This is a genomic window from Myxococcus eversor (assembly GCF_010894455.1).
Lineage (GTDB): Bacteria > Myxococcota > Myxococcia > Myxococcales > Myxococcaceae > Myxococcus > Myxococcus eversor.
This window is the reverse complement of record NZ_JAAIXY010000005.1, coordinates 103,054-120,024: the sequence shown is the minus strand read 5'-3', so window position 1 is coordinate 120,024 and position 16,971 is coordinate 103,054. Positions and strand designations below refer to the sequence as shown.

General features: G+C 69.9%; 16 protein-coding genes. 8 read left to right on the top strand and 8 right to left on the bottom strand.

Going from position 1 to position 16,971, the window contains the following annotated elements:
- Positions 1-37 precede the first annotated feature (37 nt).
- Positions 38-1,111 (bottom strand): YihY/virulence factor BrkB family protein, encoded by a 1,074-nt coding sequence (locus G4D83_RS11995; RefSeq protein ID WP_163864857.1) that lies wholly within the window; start codon positions 1,109-1,111, stop codon positions 38-40.
- Positions 1,112-1,321: 210 nt separating this feature from the next.
- Between G4D83_RS11995 and G4D83_RS11990 the strand changes: the two genes are divergently transcribed.
- The 3 genes from G4D83_RS11990 to G4D83_RS11980 are packed head-to-tail and all read left to right on the top strand — an operon-like array spanning position 1,322 to position 5,766.
- Entirely contained in the window at positions 1,322-2,881 is a 1,560-nt protein-coding gene (locus G4D83_RS11990; protein WP_163864856.1) for a PEGA domain-containing protein, read from the top strand.
- Entirely contained in the window at positions 2,871-3,866 is a 996-nt protein-coding gene (locus tag G4D83_RS11985; RefSeq protein WP_163864855.1) for a tetratricopeptide repeat protein, read from the top strand. The genes G4D83_RS11990 and G4D83_RS11985 overlap by 11 nt, the downstream gene beginning before the upstream one ends.
- 34 nt (positions 3,867-3,900) lie before the next feature.
- Entirely contained in the window at positions 3,901-5,766 is a 1,866-nt protein-coding gene (locus tag G4D83_RS11980; RefSeq protein WP_163864854.1) for a serine/threonine-protein kinase, read from the top strand.
- Between the two features lie 102 nt (positions 5,767-5,868).
- Here the strand turns inward: G4D83_RS11980 and G4D83_RS11975 are convergent, their stop codons facing one another.
- Both G4D83_RS11975 and G4D83_RS11970 read right to left on the bottom strand, forming a co-directional pair.
- Positions 5,869-6,201, bottom strand: coding sequence for a hypothetical protein (locus tag G4D83_RS11975; protein WP_163864853.1), 333 nt, complete (start codon positions 6,199-6,201; stop codon positions 5,869-5,871).
- A gap of 152 nt (positions 6,202-6,353) precedes the next feature.
- The gene (locus G4D83_RS11970) at positions 6,354-7,379 is read right to left on the bottom strand and encodes an LLM class flavin-dependent oxidoreductase (RefSeq protein ID WP_163864852.1); all 1,026 of its coding nucleotides are present in this window, start codon (positions 7,377-7,379) and stop codon (positions 6,354-6,356) included.
- 199 nt (positions 7,380-7,578) lie between these two features.
- On the opposite strand from G4D83_RS11970, the gene G4D83_RS11965 reads away from it, so the two are divergent.
- The gene (locus tag G4D83_RS11965) at positions 7,579-8,361 is read left to right on the top strand and encodes an AAC(3) family N-acetyltransferase (protein ID WP_163864851.1); all 783 of its coding nucleotides are present in this window, start codon (positions 7,579-7,581) and stop codon (positions 8,359-8,361) included.
- 187 nt (positions 8,362-8,548) lie between these two features.
- Positions 8,549-10,231, top strand: coding sequence for a hypothetical protein (locus tag G4D83_RS11960; protein ID WP_176436186.1), 1,683 nt, complete (start codon positions 8,549-8,551; stop codon positions 10,229-10,231).
- Between the two features lie 19 nt (positions 10,232-10,250).
- Here the strand turns inward: G4D83_RS11960 and G4D83_RS11955 are convergent, their stop codons facing one another.
- Positions 10,251-10,598: an ArsR/SmtB family transcription factor gene (locus tag G4D83_RS11955; protein ID WP_240356289.1), complete on the bottom strand. Its 348-nt coding sequence runs from the start codon at positions 10,596-10,598 to the stop codon at positions 10,251-10,253.
- On the opposite strand from G4D83_RS11955, the gene G4D83_RS11950 reads away from it, so the two are divergent.
- On the top strand, positions 10,597-11,073 hold the full coding sequence (locus G4D83_RS11950; protein WP_240356288.1) for an SRPBCC domain-containing protein: 477 nt from the start codon (positions 10,597-10,599) through the stop codon (positions 11,071-11,073). The genes G4D83_RS11955 and G4D83_RS11950 overlap by 2 nt on opposite strands.
- A gap of 30 nt (positions 11,074-11,103) precedes the next feature.
- Here the strand turns inward: G4D83_RS11950 and rfbC are convergent, their stop codons facing one another.
- From rfbC to rfbB, 4 genes are read right to left on the bottom strand one after another with little or no spacing between them, the layout of a single operon-like run.
- A complete protein-coding gene (rfbC, locus tag G4D83_RS11945; RefSeq protein ID WP_163864850.1) occupies positions 11,104-11,649 on the bottom strand; it encodes a dTDP-4-dehydrorhamnose 3,5-epimerase in 546 nt (181 codons plus the stop codon).
- Positions 11,646-12,527 carry a glucose-1-phosphate thymidylyltransferase RfbA gene (gene rfbA / locus G4D83_RS11940; RefSeq protein WP_163864849.1) on the bottom strand — a complete coding sequence of 294 codons (882 nt, stop codon included), beginning with the start codon at positions 12,525-12,527 and terminating at the stop codon, positions 11,646-11,648. Before rfbA ends, rfbC begins: the two co-directional genes overlap by 4 nt.
- A gap of 15 nt (positions 12,528-12,542) precedes the next feature.
- Positions 12,543-13,445: an SDR family oxidoreductase gene (locus G4D83_RS11935; protein ID WP_163864848.1), complete on the bottom strand. Its 903-nt coding sequence runs from the start codon at positions 13,443-13,445 to the stop codon at positions 12,543-12,545.
- A 1-nt stretch (position 13,446) separates the two neighbouring features.
- The gene (gene rfbB / locus G4D83_RS11930) at positions 13,447-14,472 is read right to left on the bottom strand and encodes a dTDP-glucose 4,6-dehydratase (protein ID WP_163864847.1); all 1,026 of its coding nucleotides are present in this window, start codon (positions 14,470-14,472) and stop codon (positions 13,447-13,449) included.
- 119 nt (positions 14,473-14,591) lie between these two features.
- Here rfbB and G4D83_RS11925 point away from each other — a divergent pair, with 119 nt between their 5' ends.
- Both G4D83_RS11925 and G4D83_RS46020 read left to right on the top strand, forming a co-directional pair.
- A complete protein-coding gene (locus G4D83_RS11925; protein ID WP_420826629.1) occupies positions 14,592-16,235 on the top strand; it encodes a glycosyltransferase in 1,644 nt (547 codons plus the stop codon).
- Complete coding sequence (locus G4D83_RS46020; protein ID WP_240356287.1) at positions 16,225-16,953, top strand: hypothetical protein; 729 nt, start codon at positions 16,225-16,227, stop codon at positions 16,951-16,953. The genes G4D83_RS11925 and G4D83_RS46020 overlap by 11 nt, the downstream gene beginning before the upstream one ends.
- Positions 16,954-16,971 lie beyond the last annotated feature (18 nt).

Below are 16,971 nucleotides of genomic sequence, written 5' to 3'. Positions count from 1 at the left end.
GAAGAACCGCCTGTCGTCCAAGTCGAGGCGCGCGGCCTCAGCGATGGGTGCTCCGCCGCAGGAAGAAGACACCCAGGCCCAGGCCCGCGGCCCACTTCGCGGCGGCGGCCAGCGGGGTCTGCCGGAGCTTCGGGGGCGCACCGGGGGTGAGGCTCGCGCCCGTCACCGGGTCCACCGCGGGCCGGAAGTCCTTCGCGCCCGGAAGGTCCGCCCCGCCCTGCTCCAGCTCCGTCTTGGTGGCCAGCACCGCCTTGCCCTGCCCCGGCACGTGCTGTCCCGGCGCCTTCCCCTCGGGAGAGCGCTGCTCCAGGATGGAGTTGATCTCCGCGCCCAGCAGCACCACCTGCGCGGACAGCCACATCCACAGCAGCAGCACGATGACACCGCCGATGGCGCCGTAGTTCACGTCGTACTTGCCGAAGTTGGCCACGTACTTGGAGAAGGCCCACGACGCCGCCACCCAGATGAGCACCCCCACCACGGAGCCCGGGGTGATGAAGCGGAACCGCTGCTTCGCGTTGGGCAGGACGTAATAGAGCACCGCCCACAGGAACATCATCAGCAGGCCCGCCACGGGCAGGCGCAGCCACAGCGCCACCGTGGACGCGGGGCCCGGCAGCTTGCTGGCCAGCGCGGGCGTGGCCACGGCCGCGAGCGCCGCCAGGATGGCCACCACCGCGGCCACCAGCGTCGTCGCCACAGCGATGAGCCGAAGCTTCCACACCGGGCGCGTTTCCTCGACGCCGTACGCCGTGTTCAGTGCGTCCATCAACGCGACGATGCCCCCGGAGGCCGCCCAGATGGCGCCCACGCCACCCACCGTCAAAAGCCCCACCGGGTTGCTGTCCGCCAACGCCGAGATGCGCTGCCCCAGGATGGTCGTCACCTCCTTGGGAGCCACCTTGCCCAGCTCCTGGATGAGCACCTGGGCCTGGTTCGGGTCGATGAGGACGCCCGCCAGCGACACGAGGAACAGGAGGAAGGGGAACAGGGCCAGGATGGCGCGGAACGTCAAAGCCCCGGCGACGTCGCCGACATCATCGCGTTTCCACTCGTCCTTCAGGAGCTTGAAGAACTCCCACCACCCCATGCCCTTGCCTGGCAAGACCATCTCGTCCCCTCACACATGTAAGCCCCGGGGAAGATGGCCATGCGGACCCTCGGTGGCGCCCCTGCCCGGATGGGCAGCCTCCCTGGCTGCTCCGCCCTCGGGGAGCCGGCTTCCTGAAAAACATTTCATCCGCTAAAAAACACCCGGCGCCCGTTTCCCGCCCTACCCGGGCACACGGGACTCACCGCCTCAGCCCGCCCCGAGGACGCAATGTTCGTCGCCTCTCTCCTGAGTGTCAGCCTGGCGCTGGTCGCCAGCGCGACACCCGGCGCCGCCCCCGAAACCCGCGCCGAGGCCCCGGCCCACACCCTCTGGCTCGTCCAGCCCATGTACCCAGGGCAGGACGCCCTGGTGAAGCGGACCGAGGACGGCATCGTCGCCCTGCTGCCGGGGGACGTGAAGCCTCGACAGGTGGTGGGCGTGGGCGCCCTGGCCACGCACCTCCAGGGCAAGGTGGGAGACCTGGGCTGCCTCGCGGGTGGCGCCCGGTGCCGGGAGCCCCTGGGGACCTATCTGGCGTCGCTGGGCCTGGAGCGCGTGGTGCTGGTGCGCGTGGGCCAGGACGACGCGGGCTACCGCTTCCGCGCCGTGAGCGTGCGTTCGGAGAGCGGCGCGCGCGCGGAGGCGGAGACGAGCAACCCCGCCTTCGAGAAGGCCCTGGCGGGCGTGCTGGTGAAGTTCCTGTCCCTCAACGCGGTGGTGGAAGCGGTGTCCGAGCCCGCGGGCGCCACGGTGTTCATCGACGGGGTGAAGATGGGCGTCACGCCCTACGCCACGGAGGTGCTGCCCGGCGAGCACACGTTCCGCTTCGAGCTGGCCTCGCACCTGCCGAAGGAGGAGACGCGCATGGTGGGCTCGCGCGAGCAGGTGAAGCTGCGGCCCGCGCTGGAGAAGGTGCCCGCGCGGCTGGTGGTGAAGGCCCTGCCGGAGGGCACTGAAATCTCCGTGGACGGCAAGGTGGTGGGCAAGGACGCGGTGGACCAGGGCATCCAGCCCGGCTCGCGCACCCTGCGCCTTTCGCGCGAGGGCTATGAGCCACACGAGGTCCAGGCGGATATCGCGCCGGGCGCGACGTACACGCTGGAACAGGAGCTGAAGCCCACGTCGATGCAGGCCTTCAAGCTGGCCATGAAGCGGCGGCAGGAGGCCACCATGGCGCGGCAGAGCTACCTGGAGGCGGCCTACGAGTTCACCAGCCTCACGTCCGACACGCTCACCGCGCAGCCGGTGAAGACGGAGGGCGGGCTGAGCGACGTGCGCGGCAACGGCGTGCGTGCTCCGGGCTCGCGCAGGCTGCGAGGGCTGGGGCTGGAGTACGGACGGTATGGCCAGTACTTCGGCGTCATGCTGGTGGGCGCCACCTGGTACTCCACCGGTGACGTGTGGACGATGGGCGTCAACGTGCCGCAGGACGTGCAGAACCCGAACGTGGCCGGGCTCACGCAGGTCAGCGCCAAGGTCCAGATGCTGTCGCTGCGCGCGCTGCAGCCGCAACTGCGCTACGTGCTGGGGCCGGTGTCCTTCGCGATTCAAGCGGGGCTCGACGTGAAGGGCGCGCTGGCGAAGGAGGAGGACGATGGCTCCGGCGACTCGCCCCGCTTCGAGGACGGCCTCTACGCGTTGGACCTGCACGCGTCCGGACAGGCCACCGCGCGCATCTTCGTCTACGAGGGGCTGTATGCCTCCGTCGCGTACCAGCGGGGCTTCTCGCTGCTGAGCAAAATCGCGGGGACGAGCAACTTCCGTGGAGGGGTGGGTTATGCGTTCTGAGTCGCGTCGACTGCTGCTGACGTGTGCGCTCCTGGTGTGCGGCGCGGCCGGGGCGGAGCCGCTCGTGGGGCCCTCCGTGGGCAACGCGGACGCGCTCGTCGCCGAGGGCACGAAGCTCTACAACAAGCGCAAGTACGCGGACGCCTCGCGCGTGTTCCTCCAGGCCACGCGGGCGAACGCCACGCTGCTGCCGGCCTACCTGGGTCTGGGGCGCGCGCGCATGGGCGCCAAGGAGACGGCGGGCGCGTGCGCCGCGTATCGCGCCTGGTTGAAGAGCGCGCCGGACATCCAGGAGCGCCCCAAGGCGAAGGGCGAGCTGGACCTGTGCGAGCGTCAGCTCAAGGCCGCGCGCAAGAAGAAGAAGAACCAGGTGCCCGCGGACCTGACGGCGCGGCACGTGGAGCTGAAGTCCGACTTCTTCGAGGCGCTGGAGGCCGGCACGCTCTTGGGCGCTGGGAGCGCGGGCGAGAAGCTGCGCACGTTGGTGACGGAGGGCTATCTGGGCACGGACCTGGCGGAGATGGGCACGCGCCTGAGCACCGCGAGCCGCGCCGCCGCCGAGGACGTGCACCAGCGCGCGCTGAAGGGCGAGGCGCTGGAGACGGAGCGGTTGCGCGCCGGACGCGAGCTGTTGGACCTGGCGAAGGACACCGGAGAGGCGGCGCCCCAGGCCCCCGCGCAGGGCCTGTTCCTGGACGGGCTGGCGGCGCTGCGGGGCAACGACTCCAAGGGCGCGGAGGGGCTGTTCGCCAAGGCGGCCACGGCGGCGCCGGGCGTGACGGAGTACCGGGTGTGGCGCGCGGCGGCGCTCCAGCGGGCCGGTGACTTGAGTGGTGCGCTGTCGGTGATGGAGGCGGAGCTGCCGGAGGACCCGCGCACGGACCTGCTTCGCGCGGCGGTGGCGCAGCGCACGTCGAAGGAGGACGGCGCGCGGGAGCTGGAGCGCCTGCTCTTCCAGCGCTACGCCGCGCCCCCGTCCCGCTGACGTCGCCCCCACCTCACGGTCAGGAAGGACCTGGATGGCCCTCTTCATCTGTCAGCGGTGCGAGAAGGAGCACGACACCTGGGCCGGTTCCTGCCCGGGCTGTGGCAGCACCGAGCTGCTGAAGGTCGCCCCTCAGGTGGACCGGATGCTGGGCCGCACGGTGGCGGGCCGCTACCGCGTCATCAAGCGCCTGGGCCAGGGCGGCATGGGCTCCGTGTACCTGGCGGAGCAGGTGGGCATCGGTCAGCAGGTCGCGATGAAGTTCCTCAACAGCAACCTGTCGTTGGACCCCGACGTCGCGCGGCGCTTCCTCAACGAGGCGAAGAGCTACGCGCGCGTGGGCCACCCCAACGCGGTGACGCTGCACGACTTCGGGCAGGATGAAGAGGGCAGCCTCTACATCTCCATGGAGTACGTGGAGGGCGATGACCTCAAGCGCCTGCTGACGAACGTGGGCCGGCTGAGCCTGCATGAGGCCGGGGACATCATCCTCCAGGTCGCGGACGTGCTGGCGTATGCGCACGCGCGCGGGGTGGTGCACCGGGACTTGAAGCCGGAGAACGTGATGGTCCGGCAGGGCATGCGCGGCTGGCACGTGAAGGTGCTGGACTTCGGCATCGCCCGCATCGCCGACGGAGCCACCCGGCTGACGGCGCAGGGCGCGGTGGCCGGCACGCCGCGGTACATGTCCCCCGAGCAGGCCATGGGACAGGACGTGGACGCGCGCGCGGACATCTACGCGGTGGGCGTGGTGCTCTTCGAGCTGCTCACCGGAGTGCAGCCTTTCGACGGGACGAGCGTCGCGGACATCATGCAGAAGCAGGTGCACCAGGCCGTTCCCCGGCTGGTGGACGTGGTGGCGGACCTGGACATGCCCGCGCTCGACGCGGTCATCCAGAAGGCCACGGCGAAGAAGCGCGTGGAGCGCTACACCACGATGGAGGCGTTCGCCGCGGACCTGAGCAACGCGCTGCCCACGATGTCCGGCCGGCCCGCCATCAGCGGCGTCAGCCCCGTGGTGAAGCCGGGTACGCCGGAGACGACCTCGCCGGGCACCATGCTCTACGGCGACGGCACCGAGGACACGATGCTGCGCGGCGCCGCGGCGCACACGCCTCCCATCGACCCGGGCCTCTACAACACCGGCCGCGTGGCCCCCATCCCCCTGACGCAGCCCGCGCCGGGCATGCCCGAGCTTCCACAGCGCCCCGCCGCGAGGGACGGGTTCGACAAGACGGCGCACGCGGCCTCGCCCTATGCACCGCCCCCGAGCGGGCGCTCCGGCTGGGTGCTGGCCCTGAGCGTCGCGGGCGCGCTGCTCGCGGGCGGGTTCGGCGTGATTGCCCTGCGCGGTCCTCCCCCGGTTGACGGCCACGGACCTCCGGGCGCCTACGGCGCGGGGGACATGGGGCACCCGCCTCCGCATCCTCCACCGCATGGCCCGCCGCCCCGTCCCCCGCCTCCGCGAGGCCCTCCGCCGCTCGACGAGGCCCCTCCGCCCCCGGAGCAAGCCACCGAGAACGCGCCAGCGCCCACCGAAGGCCTGGCCGCGGCGGCGGATGACGCGGCGATGGAGCGGCGGAAGGAGCGCGCCCAGGACCGGCTCATCGACATCGGCGACGACTTCAGCAACGGCGAGCTGGCCAAGGCCGCGGAGAAGTATGAGCTGGCCAGGAGCATGGGCCTGGACACGCTCGAGCCGAAGCTGGCGGAGCTGGGAGCGAGAATCGACGACGTGACGAAGCGACTGGCGCGTGCTCGGGCCCGGGAGGACGACGGCAACTGCGAGGAGGCCATCAAGCTCTACCGGGCGGTGACGAAGGACTACCCCCGCTTCGCCGACGCGCAGCGTGGCATCACCCGGTGCAAGCAGATGCTCCCGCCGGACGTGTCCGAGTAGCGAGAGCCTTCCCCCGCGTCCGCTTACGGTGGCGTGGCTCCAGGAGGGTCACGAACCGGAGCGGACCGGAGGCTCGCGCGACGTCAGCGCGCGGAGCAACGACTACTCAATCGGGTTGCAGCCCGGGATGCAGTGACGCACGTTGATGAGCGTCTTCGTCCCGGCGATGTTCGACTGACAGGCCGCGTACAGCGTGGCCGGCTGGCCCGCAACGCGCGTCGTGCCGCACTTCGGGGCGCAGGCCTGCACGTTCTCCGTCCAGTAGAGGAGCGAGTCGCCGCTCGCGCAGACCGGCGGAATGCCGATGCCCTGCTCCACGCTGCTCACGGGGGCCTGCGTCTCGGCGGCCTCCGAGGTGGGCTCGCCGCCTCCACAGGCCAGGAGGGACAAGGAGAAGCAGGCGGTCAGCGCGACGAGGATACGGGGAGCCTTCATCGGAAACTCCAGGGCCAGAGGTGGAACTCCCGCATCATGCCCAAGGCCCGAATTCCGGTGAAGCTCCCTCCACGTCCGTAATCTGCTGACACATGTATCGGCTGTATCAATTCGGACGCGCCCGGAAGTCGCCTCCCGAGCGCCGGGCTCGCTCACCCGCCGACAGACGTCGTGGGCTTCGCGTCGCGCGACAGCCTGGCGTGCACCTGCGAGAGCAGCTCGTAGGAGCGCAGTCGCGCCGTGTGGTCGAAAATCTGCGCGGTGATCATCAACTCATCCGGCTGCGTCTCGGCGATGAAGGAGCGCAGTCCCTCGCCCACCTGCTCCGGGTCTCCGACGATGGAGCAGGCCAGCATGGATTCGACCTCCGCCAGCTCATACTCGGTGATGCGCCCGTCCATCGTCTCCACGGGTGCGGGGAGCTGGCCCGGCCGGCCGCGCCGCAGGTTGACGAAGGCCTGCAGCAGCGACGTGAAGAGGTGCTGGGCCTGGGCCTCGGTGTCGGCGGCGAAGACGTTGAGGCCCAGCATGGCGTAGGGCTTCTGGAGCACCTCGGACGGACGGAACTGGCTGCGGTACAGACGCAGCGCCGTCATCATCTGCTGCGGCGCGAAGTGCGAGGCGAACGCGAAGGGCAGTCCCATGGCGGCGGCGAGCTGCGCGCTGAAGAGGCTGGAGCCCAAGAGCCACAGCGGCACCTTCAGGCCCATGCCTGGCACCGCGCGCACGGCCTGGTGAGGCTCCGGCTCCCGGAAGTAGGCCTGCAGCTCCGCGACGTCCTGGGGGAACGCGTCGGAGGAGTCCACGCGACTGCGCCGCAGGGCGGAGGCGGTGCGCTGGTCCGTGCCGGGAGCGCGGCCCAGGCCCAGGTCGATGCGGCCGGGGTACAGGGTCTCCAGCGTGCCGAACTGCTCGGCGATGACGAGCGGCGAGTGGTTGGGGAGCATGATGCCGCCGGCCCCCACGCGGATGGTGGAGGTGCCCTGCGCGACATGGCCGATGACGACGGCGGTGGCCGCGCTGGCGATGCCCGTCATGTTGTGGTGCTCGGCGAGCCAGAAGCGCTGAAAGCCCCAGCGCTCCGCGTGGCGAGCCAGGTCCAGCGTGGAGCGCAGGGCGTCGCCGGCGTCGCTGCCCTGGCGGATGGGGGAGAGGTCGAGAACGGAGAAGGGAATCATCGAGGGACCCCAGGGCATGCACGCGGAACGGAGGACGGGCCCGTCCCGTCCCGGGCGGCACCACCCCCGGCGTCCCAGCGTTAACCGGGGGCACCCGGGAGCGCACGGGAAACGCGGGAGGGCTCGGACGCTCCCTCGCGGATTGGGGCGCTCCCGGGCGGCGACAGGGCGCCCGGCCCGGTAGACTCTCCCGGTGTCCATGCGCGAGTTCAGTCAGCGGGAAGTGGTGGAGCAGCTTCAGTCCCTGGGCGTCCGCGAGGGAGGCGTGCTCCTGGTCCACACGTCCTTCAAGGCGGTGCGGCCCGTCGAGGGAGGCCCTCTCGGGCTGATTGGCGCCTTGCGCGCGGCGGTGGGCTCGGGAGGCACGCTGGTCATGCCCACGATGACCGACGGGGAGACGGTGTTCGACCCGGTGTCCACGCCGACCACGGACATGGGCATCACCGCGGAGCTGTTCTGGCGACAACCCGGAGTCACCCGCAGCACGCACCCGGGAGGCTCGTTCGCCGCCGAGGGCCCCCACGCGGCGGACATCTGCCGACCGCAGCCCCTCGCCCCGCCGCATGGCCCCGACAGTCCGGTGGGCCGGGTGCATGAGCTGGGCGGCCAGGTCCTGCTGCTCGGCGTGACGCACTCGGAGAACACGACGCTGCACCTGGCGGAGGCGCTGGCGAACGTCCCCTACTCCATCTCCCATCCGTGTGTCGTCGAGGTCGACGGAGTGGTGGGCACGGTGATGATTCCCGAGACGGACCACTGCTGCCAGGGCTTCCGGATCGCCGACGACTGGCTCCGGGCCCGAAGCCTCCAGCATGAAGGACCGGTGGGTCATGCACCCGCGCGCCTGTTCGACTCCCGCGCGCTCGTGCCCCTCGCGGTGGACCGGCTCACCGTGGCGCCGCTCACGTTCCTCTGTTCTCCGGACAACGGCTGCGAGGAGTGCGACGCGGCGCGGGCGAGCGTCACCGGCGTCGCGACCTGACCGCGCGGCGAAAGCGTCGGCTGGCGAAAGGCATCTGGGACTCCAGGGCCGAACTGAGCACCGGAGATCAACCCGGGTGTCGCTGGAACAACGGGCTTTCGGGCGCGCGCGAAATGCCCGTGCCTTGTGTGCGCGCAGTGCCTCAATAGCAGCGCGCTTTGAAGCGCGTCAGCAATTGGGGGACGGGATGAACAAGACTCACGGGCATGTCGGCTGGGTATTCCTCGCCGCGGCGCTGGCCACCTCGCAGGGGGCCTGCTCGAAAAGCAAGGACAATGGCGACTCGGTCAATCAGAACCAGACACAGGAGGGCCCCGCGGACCAGGGGCCGGACCTGCCGCGTCTGACGGGAGGAGACGCGACGAAGGGTCAGCAGGTGTTCCGCTTCGAGACCTTCGGCAACGAGGGCTTCTGGACCGACGCGGCGCGACTGCCCGCGGGAATCGTCGCCGCGAAGCTCACGCCGGTGCAGGCGCTGCAAGCGGGCCTGAGCGTCAACGTGGACGCGCTGGACGCCGCCACGAAGACGGCGGTGGCGAACGAACTGGCCGCCCAGGGCACCAGCGGGCCGCTGCTCAATGACCCGGCCACCACGCTGGCGCTGCTCAACGCCAACGCGGTGATTGGCGTCGTGGTCAAGGACAGCAACGGCGATGGCAAGCTGGACGTCGCCACCGGTGACAAGGTCGGCGTGAGCTGCGCGCTGTGCCACGCCATCACCGATGGCTCGGTGGTGAAGTCTCCGAACAACCTGGGGGGCGGCTCCATCGGCAAGCAGGTCGACGGGCCGACGCCGCACAACCTCAACGTCGGTGGCATCTTCGCACTCGCCGCCAACACGCGCGCGTTCTTCCCGCTCCTCCAGGTGAAGTTCGCCGCCTTCGGGAACAAGTCCATTGGCCGGGCGCCGTCGGACCAGGGACTCACCGAGACGTCCACCGAGGCGCAGGTCGATGCGCTCGTGGGCAACCCGGCCTTCTATCCGCTGGGGACCTTCGATGACGCGCCGGACGGCACGGGCGCGCAGCAGCACATCGCGCCCTTCTTCCGGACGGACCTGGCGGCGCCCTGGGGAACTCCCGGCGACATCGCCCGGCTCGAGAACTTCGACAACCTCGTCTACACGGTGCTGTTGGACCCGACGAGCCTGGTGACGCCGGAGGGGCGAGCGTTCCTCCGGGCCCTGCTCGACGAGGCCGCGGGCAACGAGTTGGCGGATGACTACCTCACCATCCTCAAGGACACCCAGGTCCGAGGAAAGGGAGGCGTGGTGGGCGAGGGCTTCCCCTACATCACCGCGACACAAGTCACCGCGGACAAGGCGGGGACGGAAGAGGCCCCGGTGGGCCTGCGGGTGAGCGAGGACGCGTTGAGGGACTTGAATGCGTACACCGACGGCCTCGCGGCGCCGGCACCGGGGGCCTTCGACGCCACCCTGGCCGCGCGCGGCAAGGAGCAGTTCGCCGCGCGGTGCACCCGCTGCCACAACGTGGCCCAGAGCAAGCGCGTCCCGTCCTTCATCGTGCCGATGAAGTCCATCTTCCCGGGCTACAACCCCACGGTGCTCGCGGAGCGTCCCGCCGAGGCCGGGGTGCGCCCCATCGCCTTCGACCCCATCCAGAATGACCCGTCCACCATCTTCGACGACAAGACCGTCGTCGTGGATGCCAGCCGCCGGGGCGAGCCGCGTGGCTCCGCCATGCCGCTGCTGCTCGACCTGGGGAGGAAGGACCGCTTCCTCCATGACAGCTCCGTGGTGGGGCTGACGTCGCTGGTGGACCCCATGCGCGGTGACAAGGCGCCCCATCCCTTCTACGTGCCGGATGCGGCGCAGCGCACGGAGCTGGTGGAGTTCCTGAAGAGCCTGTAGCCGACATGGCGAGGAGGACTCAGTCCTCCTCCAGGTCCTTCTTCAAGCGGGCCAACAGGCTCACCGCCTCGGCGGCATAGGGGGAGATCCACCGGTCGTGGATCTCCTTGAAGGGCGCGGCGTTGAGGTAGTTCCATCGCTTGCGCCCCTCTCGCACGGCAATCACCAGGCCCGCGCGCTCCAGCACGCCCAGGTGCTGCATCACCGTGCACCGGTCCAGGGACGCCGCGAAGTGCTCGCAGAGGTCGCCCGTCGTCCGCGGCGCGGTCTTCAGCAAGTCCAGCATCGCCCGCCTCCGCGCGTCCGCCAGCGCCTTGAAGATCTGGTCGTCCTGGGCTTCCCGTGACATGTTATAGAAGTATAACATGTCGTTCGACGAAACCCCAGCGGGAGGAAGCTCCATGGAGCCGAAGTTCCAGGTGCAGTTGAAGATCCAGAAGCCGGTGGCCGAGGTCTTCGACGCGGTCATCAACCCCAAGAAGTTGAGCGGGTACTTCGTGCAGGCCGCCAGCGCGCCCATGGTGGAGGGCACGACGGTGAAGTGGCGGTTCGCGGAGGTGCCGGGCGAGCACGACGTCGTCATCCGCACCGTGGCGAAGGACGAGCGCATCGCCTTCGAGTGGGAGGCCGCGGGCGGTGGCTACAACACCCTGGTGGAGATGCTGTTCAAGCCCATCGACGAGCGGAACACGCTGGTCCAGATTCGCGAGTCCGGCTGGAAGACGGACGCGAAGGGCATCGAGGCGTCCTACGACAACTGTGGTGGCTGGATGCACATGATGCTGTGTCTCAAGGGCTACCTCGAGTTCGGCATCAACCTGCGCGCGGGCGGCGCCTTCTGAAGAAGCCCCCCGAGCTGCCTTCGCCCCGAGCTACAGCGAGGGCAGCACCGGCGCGTCCTTGAGGCGAGGCGCGCGCAAGTCCTTGGGGGACAGCAACGGCTCGGACACCGGCCAGGGGATGGCGAGGTCCGGGTCGTTCCACGCGATGCAGCGCTCCGTCTCCGGCGCGTACAGCGTCGTGCACTTGTAGTGGAAGTCGGCGGTGTCGCTCGTCACGCAGAAGCCGTGGGCGAAGCCGGGCGGAATCCAGAGCTGTCGGCGGTTCTCCCCGGACAGCTCCACCGCCACCCACTGGCCGAAGGTTGGCGAGCCGCGCCGGACGTCGAGCGCGACGTCGTACACGCTCCCCGCGAACACCTGCACCAGCTTCCCCTGCCCTCGCGGCTCCTGGAAGTGCAGTCCGCGCAGCGTTCCCCGCGCCGAGCGCGAATAGTTGTCCTGCACGAAGGGCCCGGGGATGCCCACGTCCGCGTAGCGCTTCTCGTGGAACAGCTCCATGAAGAAGCCCCGGTCGTCACCGAAGACCTTCGGCTCCACCAGCAACAGGTCCGGAATCTCCAGCGGCGTCACCTTCATGACACCGCGCCCCGGTTCTCCGCGACGGACATCAGATATTGCCCGTACTCGTTCTTCCGCATCGGCTCCGCCAGCGTCACCAGTTGCTTCGCGTCGATGTAGCCCATCCGGTACGCAATCTCCTCGGGGCACGACACCTTGAGGCCCTGGCGCCGCTCGATGATCTCGATGAAGTTGGACGCCTCCATCAACGAGCTGTGCGTCCCCGTGTCCAGCCACGCGTACCCACGCCCCATCAGCTCCACGTCGAGCTGTCCGCGACGCAGGTACTCGGCGTTCACGTCGGTGATCTCCAGCTCGCCCCGCTTGCTCGGCTTGAGCGCGGCGGCGATGTCGAGCACCTGGTTGTCGTAGAAGTACAGCCCGGTGACGGCGTAGTTCGACTTCGGCTTGAGCGGCTTCTCTTCCAGGCTCACCGCGCGGTTGTTCGCGTCCAGCTCCACCACGCCGTACCGCTCCGGGTCCTTCACGTAGTACCCGAACACGGTGGCGCCCGCCGTGCGCTTCGCGGCCTCGCGCACCAGCCTGCTGAGTCCGTGCCCGTAGAAGATGTTGTCGCCCAGGACGAGCGACACGGGGTCCTCGCCGACGAAGTCGCGGCCGATGACGAACGCCTGCGCCAGTCCCTCCGGCCGGGGCTGCTCCGCGTACTCGAAGCGCATGCCCCACTGGGTGCCGTCCTCCAGCAGCTCCCGGAAGCGCGGCAGGTCCTGCGGCGTGGAGATGATGAGCACGTCGCGGATGCCCGCCAGCATCAGCGTGCTGAGCGGGTAGTAGATCATCGGCTTGTCGTGCACCGGCAGCAGTTGCTTGCTGACCACCCGGGTCAGTGGGTACAGCCGCGTGCCCGAGCCGCCTGCGAGGATGATGCCCTTCATGTCCACCTCTCGACGTCAGTGCCCGCGCGCGGCCTTCCACGTCGCGTGGAAGCGCGTCAGCGACTCGGTCAGTTCCAGGGGTTTCGCCGCCAGCTCCGCACGGACCTTGTCCGTCTTGAGCCCGCCCTTCAGCGGACGGGGACTGGGCAGCTTCAGCTCCGCCATGCGCGTGGGGACGATGAGCTTCGCGTCGAACCCGAACACCTCGCACAGCGCCCGTCCGTAGGCCACGCGGTCGACGACGGTGCCGCCGCACGTATTCCACACGCCCCCGAGCTTGCGCTCCCCCAACTCCACCAGCATCGCCGCCACGTTGTCCGCGAGGCTGGGCGAGACAACCTGGTCCTCGAACAGCCGCGCGGGCTGCCCCTTCTCCAGATTCGTCACCAGCCACGCGCCGAAGTTGAGCCGCCCCTCCACCGGAGGCCAGCCATACACCACCGCCGTCCGGGCGATGGCGCAGCCGGGCGCGAGCACCCGCGCCGCCTGCTCACCCATGTGCTTCGTCACCGCGTAGACGCCGCGCGGGTTGGGAGTCGCGGCTTCGTCGTAGGGGCCCGCCTCGCCATCGAAGACGTAGTCAGTGGACACGTGCACCAGGTGCGCGCCGGCCTTGCGAGCCCCACGCGCCACCGCCGCCGTCGCATCCACATTGCCGGCGTAGGCCGCCTCCGGGTCCTTCTCGCAGGCGTCCACCTCCGTCATGGAGGCGCAGTGGATGACGACCTCGGGCGCGGCGGCCTCCAGCGCGCCGGCGACGTCCGCCTCGCGCGTCAGGTCCACGGACACGTAGCCGTACTCGCCGCCCGTGCGCCGGGGCCCTCGGCCCAGTCCCACTACCGTGTGGCCCTGCTTCTCCAGCAGCACACAGGCGCGGCTGCCCACCAGACCGTTGGAGCCCGTGACGAGCACGCGCATGTCACGCCCTCCCCTGGAGACGGCCTCGGTACTGCGTCTCGAAGTACTGCCGATATTCGCCGCTCATCACCCGCTGCCACCACGCGGGGTGGTCCACGTACCAGCGCACCGTCTCCGCCAGCCCCTGTTCGAATGTATGCGCGGGCGTCCAGCCCAGCTCCGCGCGAATCTTCGACGGGTCGATGGCGTAGCGCCGGTCATGTCCTGGCCGGTCCTTCACGTACTGGATGAGCGACTCCGGCTTGCCCACCAGCCCGAGGATGGCCTTCACGATGTCGATGTTGCGCCGCTCCGCCCCGCCGCCGATGTTGTACACCTCGCCCGCGCTGCCCTGCTCCAGCGCACGCAGCAACGCCTGACAGTGGTCCTCCACGTGCAGCCAGTCGCGCACGTTCGCGCCATCGCCGTAGACCGGCAGCGGCTTGTCGTGCAGCGCGTTGACCACCATGAGCGGAATCAACTTCTCCGGGAACTGGTAGCGCCCGTAGTTGTTCGAGCACCGCGTCACCACGACGTCCATTCCGAACGTGTGGTGGTACGCGAGCGCCACCAGGTCCGAGCTCGTCTTGCTGGCGGAGTACGGGCTGGAGGGCTGCAGCGGCGAGGACTCGGTGAAGGCGCCCGTGGGGCCCAGCGAGCCGTAGACCTCGTCCGTGGAGACCATGACGAAGCGCTTCACGCGCTGCGCGCGGCAGGCCTCCAACAGTCGCTGGGTGCCCAGCACGTTGGTGGTGATGAACACCTCCGGCCCCAGAATCGAGCGGTCCACGTGGCTCTCGGCGGCCAGGTGCAGCACGGCGTCGATGGCGTGCGTGGACAGCAATGGCTCCACCAGCGAGCGGTCGCTGGTGTCGCCTCGGACGAAGACGTGGCGAGGGTCGCCTTCGAGGTCCGACAGATTCTCCAGGTTGCCCGCGTAGGTGAGCAGGTCCAGGTTGACGACGGTCCACTCGGGTCGCTCGCGCCGCAGGTACCTCACGAGGTTGGAGCCGATGAAGCCACACCCTCCTGTCACCAATACGTTCATGTGCCGCGGGCCTCGAGTGCTCAGAGAGGGTGCCTGCGTATCGGAGGGGTCGTCGACGGTCAAGGCGCCAGGGGGCTCGGGCTTGTGTGCTCCCCCTCGCGGCGCTAAGGGAGCCGGGCGTGAGCGCATCCAGACACAGCCCCCTGGCGTCGGGCCCCCGGGCCGTCCACCAGTTCCTCCCACGGCTCGCCTGGGGAGACGCGGTGGGCAACCAGGTGCGTTACCTCCAGGGCCTCTTGCGGAGCTGGGGCTTCGCCTCGGAAATCTACGCCGAGGACTGGGATGACGCGTGCAAGGACCAGGTCCGGCACGTCCGCGAGCATGAGAAGCACGCCCGCCCGGACTCCGTGCTGCTGGTGCATCACAGCTTCCAGTCCCGACTGGTGCCGCTCATCGCCCGGGCGCCTGGTCGCAAGGTGCTCGTGTACCACAACGTGACGCCTGCCCGGCTGTTCGAGGGGTTCGAGCGCAAGGTCGCCGCCGCATGCGACGCGGCCCGGGACGAGTTGCTGGAGCTGCGGCCCCACGTCGAGCGGGCGTTCGCCTACTCGCGCTTCAGCGCCGAGGAGCTGGTGGCCGCGGGCTACGCGTCGGTGTCGACGCTGCCGTTCGCCATCGACTGGAGCGCCTTCGACACGGCGCCGGACCCTGGGTTGCTCGCGGAGCTGAGCGACGGCTGCGCCAACGTCCTCTTCGTCGGCAGGGCCGTGCCCAGCAAGAAGGTGGACGACGTGCTGCGCGTCTTCACCGCGTACCAGCGGCTGTACCAGCCTCGCAGCCGGCTCGTCGTCGCCGGGTATCTGCATCGGGATGGCGCGTATGGCGCGTACCTGCACGGACTCAAGGAGGTGCTCGGCGCGGAGCGCGTCCTGTTCCTGGGTCGGGTGAGCGCGGCGCAGCTCTCCGCGTGCTTCGCCACCGCGTCCGCGTATCTCTCCATGAGCCGGCACGAAGGCTTTGGCGTGCCCTTGCTGGAGGCGATGTACCGGAACGTGCCCGTCGTCGCCTACGGCGCGGCGGCCGTGCCGGAGACGATGGGCGGCGCGGGGCTCGCGACGCTGTCGGACGACCCGGCGGAGGTCGCGGAGCTGCTCGCGGTGTTGGACCGGAGCCCAGGCCTGCGAGCGCAGGTGCTGGAGGCCCAGCGGGCACGGCTCCAGGCGCTCTCGCAAGCGCGCGTGGCCGAGCAGGTCCGTGAGGCATTCGAGGCCATGCTGACCACGCCTTCGACTCAGGCGCCCGCTTCCATGGCTTCGCGCGGGCACGTCACCGTGGAGCTGGTGTGCCCGGGATACACCGTGCGCCCCGAGGAAGCGGCGTCTCGGCTGGCGCGTCAGCTGGCGGAGCGACTGCCCGGTGCGCGAGTCCTCGCGCTCCGACCTCGCGGTGCCGAAGCGTCGCTGGAGAGCGGCCCCGAGCAGGTGGATGGAGTGGCCGTGTGGCACTTCACGCCAGACCAACCCGTGGGCCGAGGACCTGGAGTGCCGCCGGGCTCCTCTTCGCTGGAGACCGCGGTGCGCGTGTCACCGGCGGCGGTCATCTTGGTGGGGGTGGATTCGCTCTCGGCCCAGGCGCTCATGCCGCACGTCGGCGCGAGGGCCTTGGGGACGTATATGGCCGAGCATCCATCGACGGTGCTGGAGCCCGCGCGCCGTCACCTGGGTGACAGGCTGGTGATGCTGGAGCCGTCACGCCCCGACGAGGCCGTCATGACGCTGTTGGAAGGACTCTCTTTCGTTCGAGGTGACGCACGTGCGCGCTGAGGACTTGTTGACCCGTGCTCCCTCGCCCGAGGCCGTGGCGAAGGAGACCCAGAAGCTGCCCGAGCCCACCGCTGAAGCACGCGAGGCCCTGCGCCAGACGCTGGAGGCCTCCGCGCGGCCCGCCACTTCGACGCCCTGGCCCGCGCTGCTGCAAGAGGCTCGCGGGAAGATGGACAGTCGCTACGCCGGGCCGGTGACGTCCCACCGTGGCGGCTTGTCGGGCCTGGCGCTCGTGCTCGCGAAGCGGGCCTTTCGTCTCGCCTTCCAGCCGTTCATCAACGAGACGCTCCGCAAGCAGGTGGAGTTCAACGAGTCCATCCTGGATGCGCTCGCCACCATCCATGACGTCCAGCGTGAGCACGCGCGCACCCAGGCCACCTGGCGGCAGGACGTGGAGCGCCGTCTCGCGCGCATGGAGGAGACAGCGCGGAGCCTCGCCACCCATGAGGCCGCTGGCGGGGTAACCCCAGCCTCGTCGACGACGAAGCGCACGGAGCAGCAGTCGCCCTCACCGAAGACGGACCGCAAGGCCTCATCCTCGCCTCACGCCTCGCAGGGGGCGGTCAGCTCCGCCGCGTCCACGCATGCCTCGCGGGAGACGGACGGCGCGGATACATCGTCACGGGCCCCACGACGACAAGGCGCGAGCAACGAGGCTCCCGAGCGTCCCCCTGGGCCATCGGGTGGCCCCTCCCGTCGCCGCTCCAGTCGGCGATAGCCATTCTTTTAGAGGTCT

Coding starts and splice junctions, on each gene's coding strand:
- rfbB (WP_163864847.1), bottom strand. CDS start 14,472: ATGAACGTATTGGTGACAGGAGGGTGTGGCTTCATCGGCTCCAACCTC.
- G4D83_RS11935 (WP_163864848.1), bottom strand. CDS start 13,445: ATGCGCGTGCTCGTCACGGGCTCCAACGGTCTGGTGGGCAGCCGCGCC.
- rfbC (WP_163864850.1), bottom strand. CDS start 11,649: ATGAAGGTGACGCCGCTGGAGATTCCGGACCTGTTGCTGGTGGAGCCG.
- G4D83_RS11995 (WP_163864857.1), bottom strand. CDS start 1,111: ATGGTCTTGCCAGGCAAGGGCATGGGGTGGTGGGAGTTCTTCAAGCTC.
- rfbA (WP_163864849.1), bottom strand. CDS start 12,527: ATGAAGGGCATCATCCTCGCAGGCGGCTCGGGCACGCGGCTGTACCCA.
- G4D83_RS11965 (WP_163864851.1), top strand. CDS start 7,579: ATGCGCGAGTTCAGTCAGCGGGAAGTGGTGGAGCAGCTTCAGTCCCTG.
- G4D83_RS11980 (WP_163864854.1), top strand. CDS start 3,901: ATGGCCCTCTTCATCTGTCAGCGGTGCGAGAAGGAGCACGACACCTGG.
- G4D83_RS11975 (WP_163864853.1), bottom strand. CDS start 6,201: ATGAAGGCTCCCCGTATCCTCGTCGCGCTGACCGCCTGCTTCTCCTTG.
- G4D83_RS11955 (WP_240356289.1), bottom strand. CDS start 10,598: ATGTTATACTTCTATAACATGTCACGGGAAGCCCAGGACGACCAGATC.
- G4D83_RS11985 (WP_163864855.1), top strand. CDS start 2,871: ATGCGTTCTGAGTCGCGTCGACTGCTGCTGACGTGTGCGCTCCTGGTG.
- G4D83_RS11990 (WP_163864856.1), top strand. CDS start 1,322: ATGTTCGTCGCCTCTCTCCTGAGTGTCAGCCTGGCGCTGGTCGCCAGC.
- G4D83_RS11970 (WP_163864852.1), bottom strand. CDS start 7,379: ATGATTCCCTTCTCCGTTCTCGACCTCTCCCCCATCCGCCAGGGCAGC.
- G4D83_RS11960 (WP_176436186.1), top strand. CDS start 8,549: ATGAACAAGACTCACGGGCATGTCGGCTGGGTATTCCTCGCCGCGGCG.
- G4D83_RS11950 (WP_240356288.1), top strand. CDS start 10,597: ATGTCGTTCGACGAAACCCCAGCGGGAGGAAGCTCCATGGAGCCGAAG.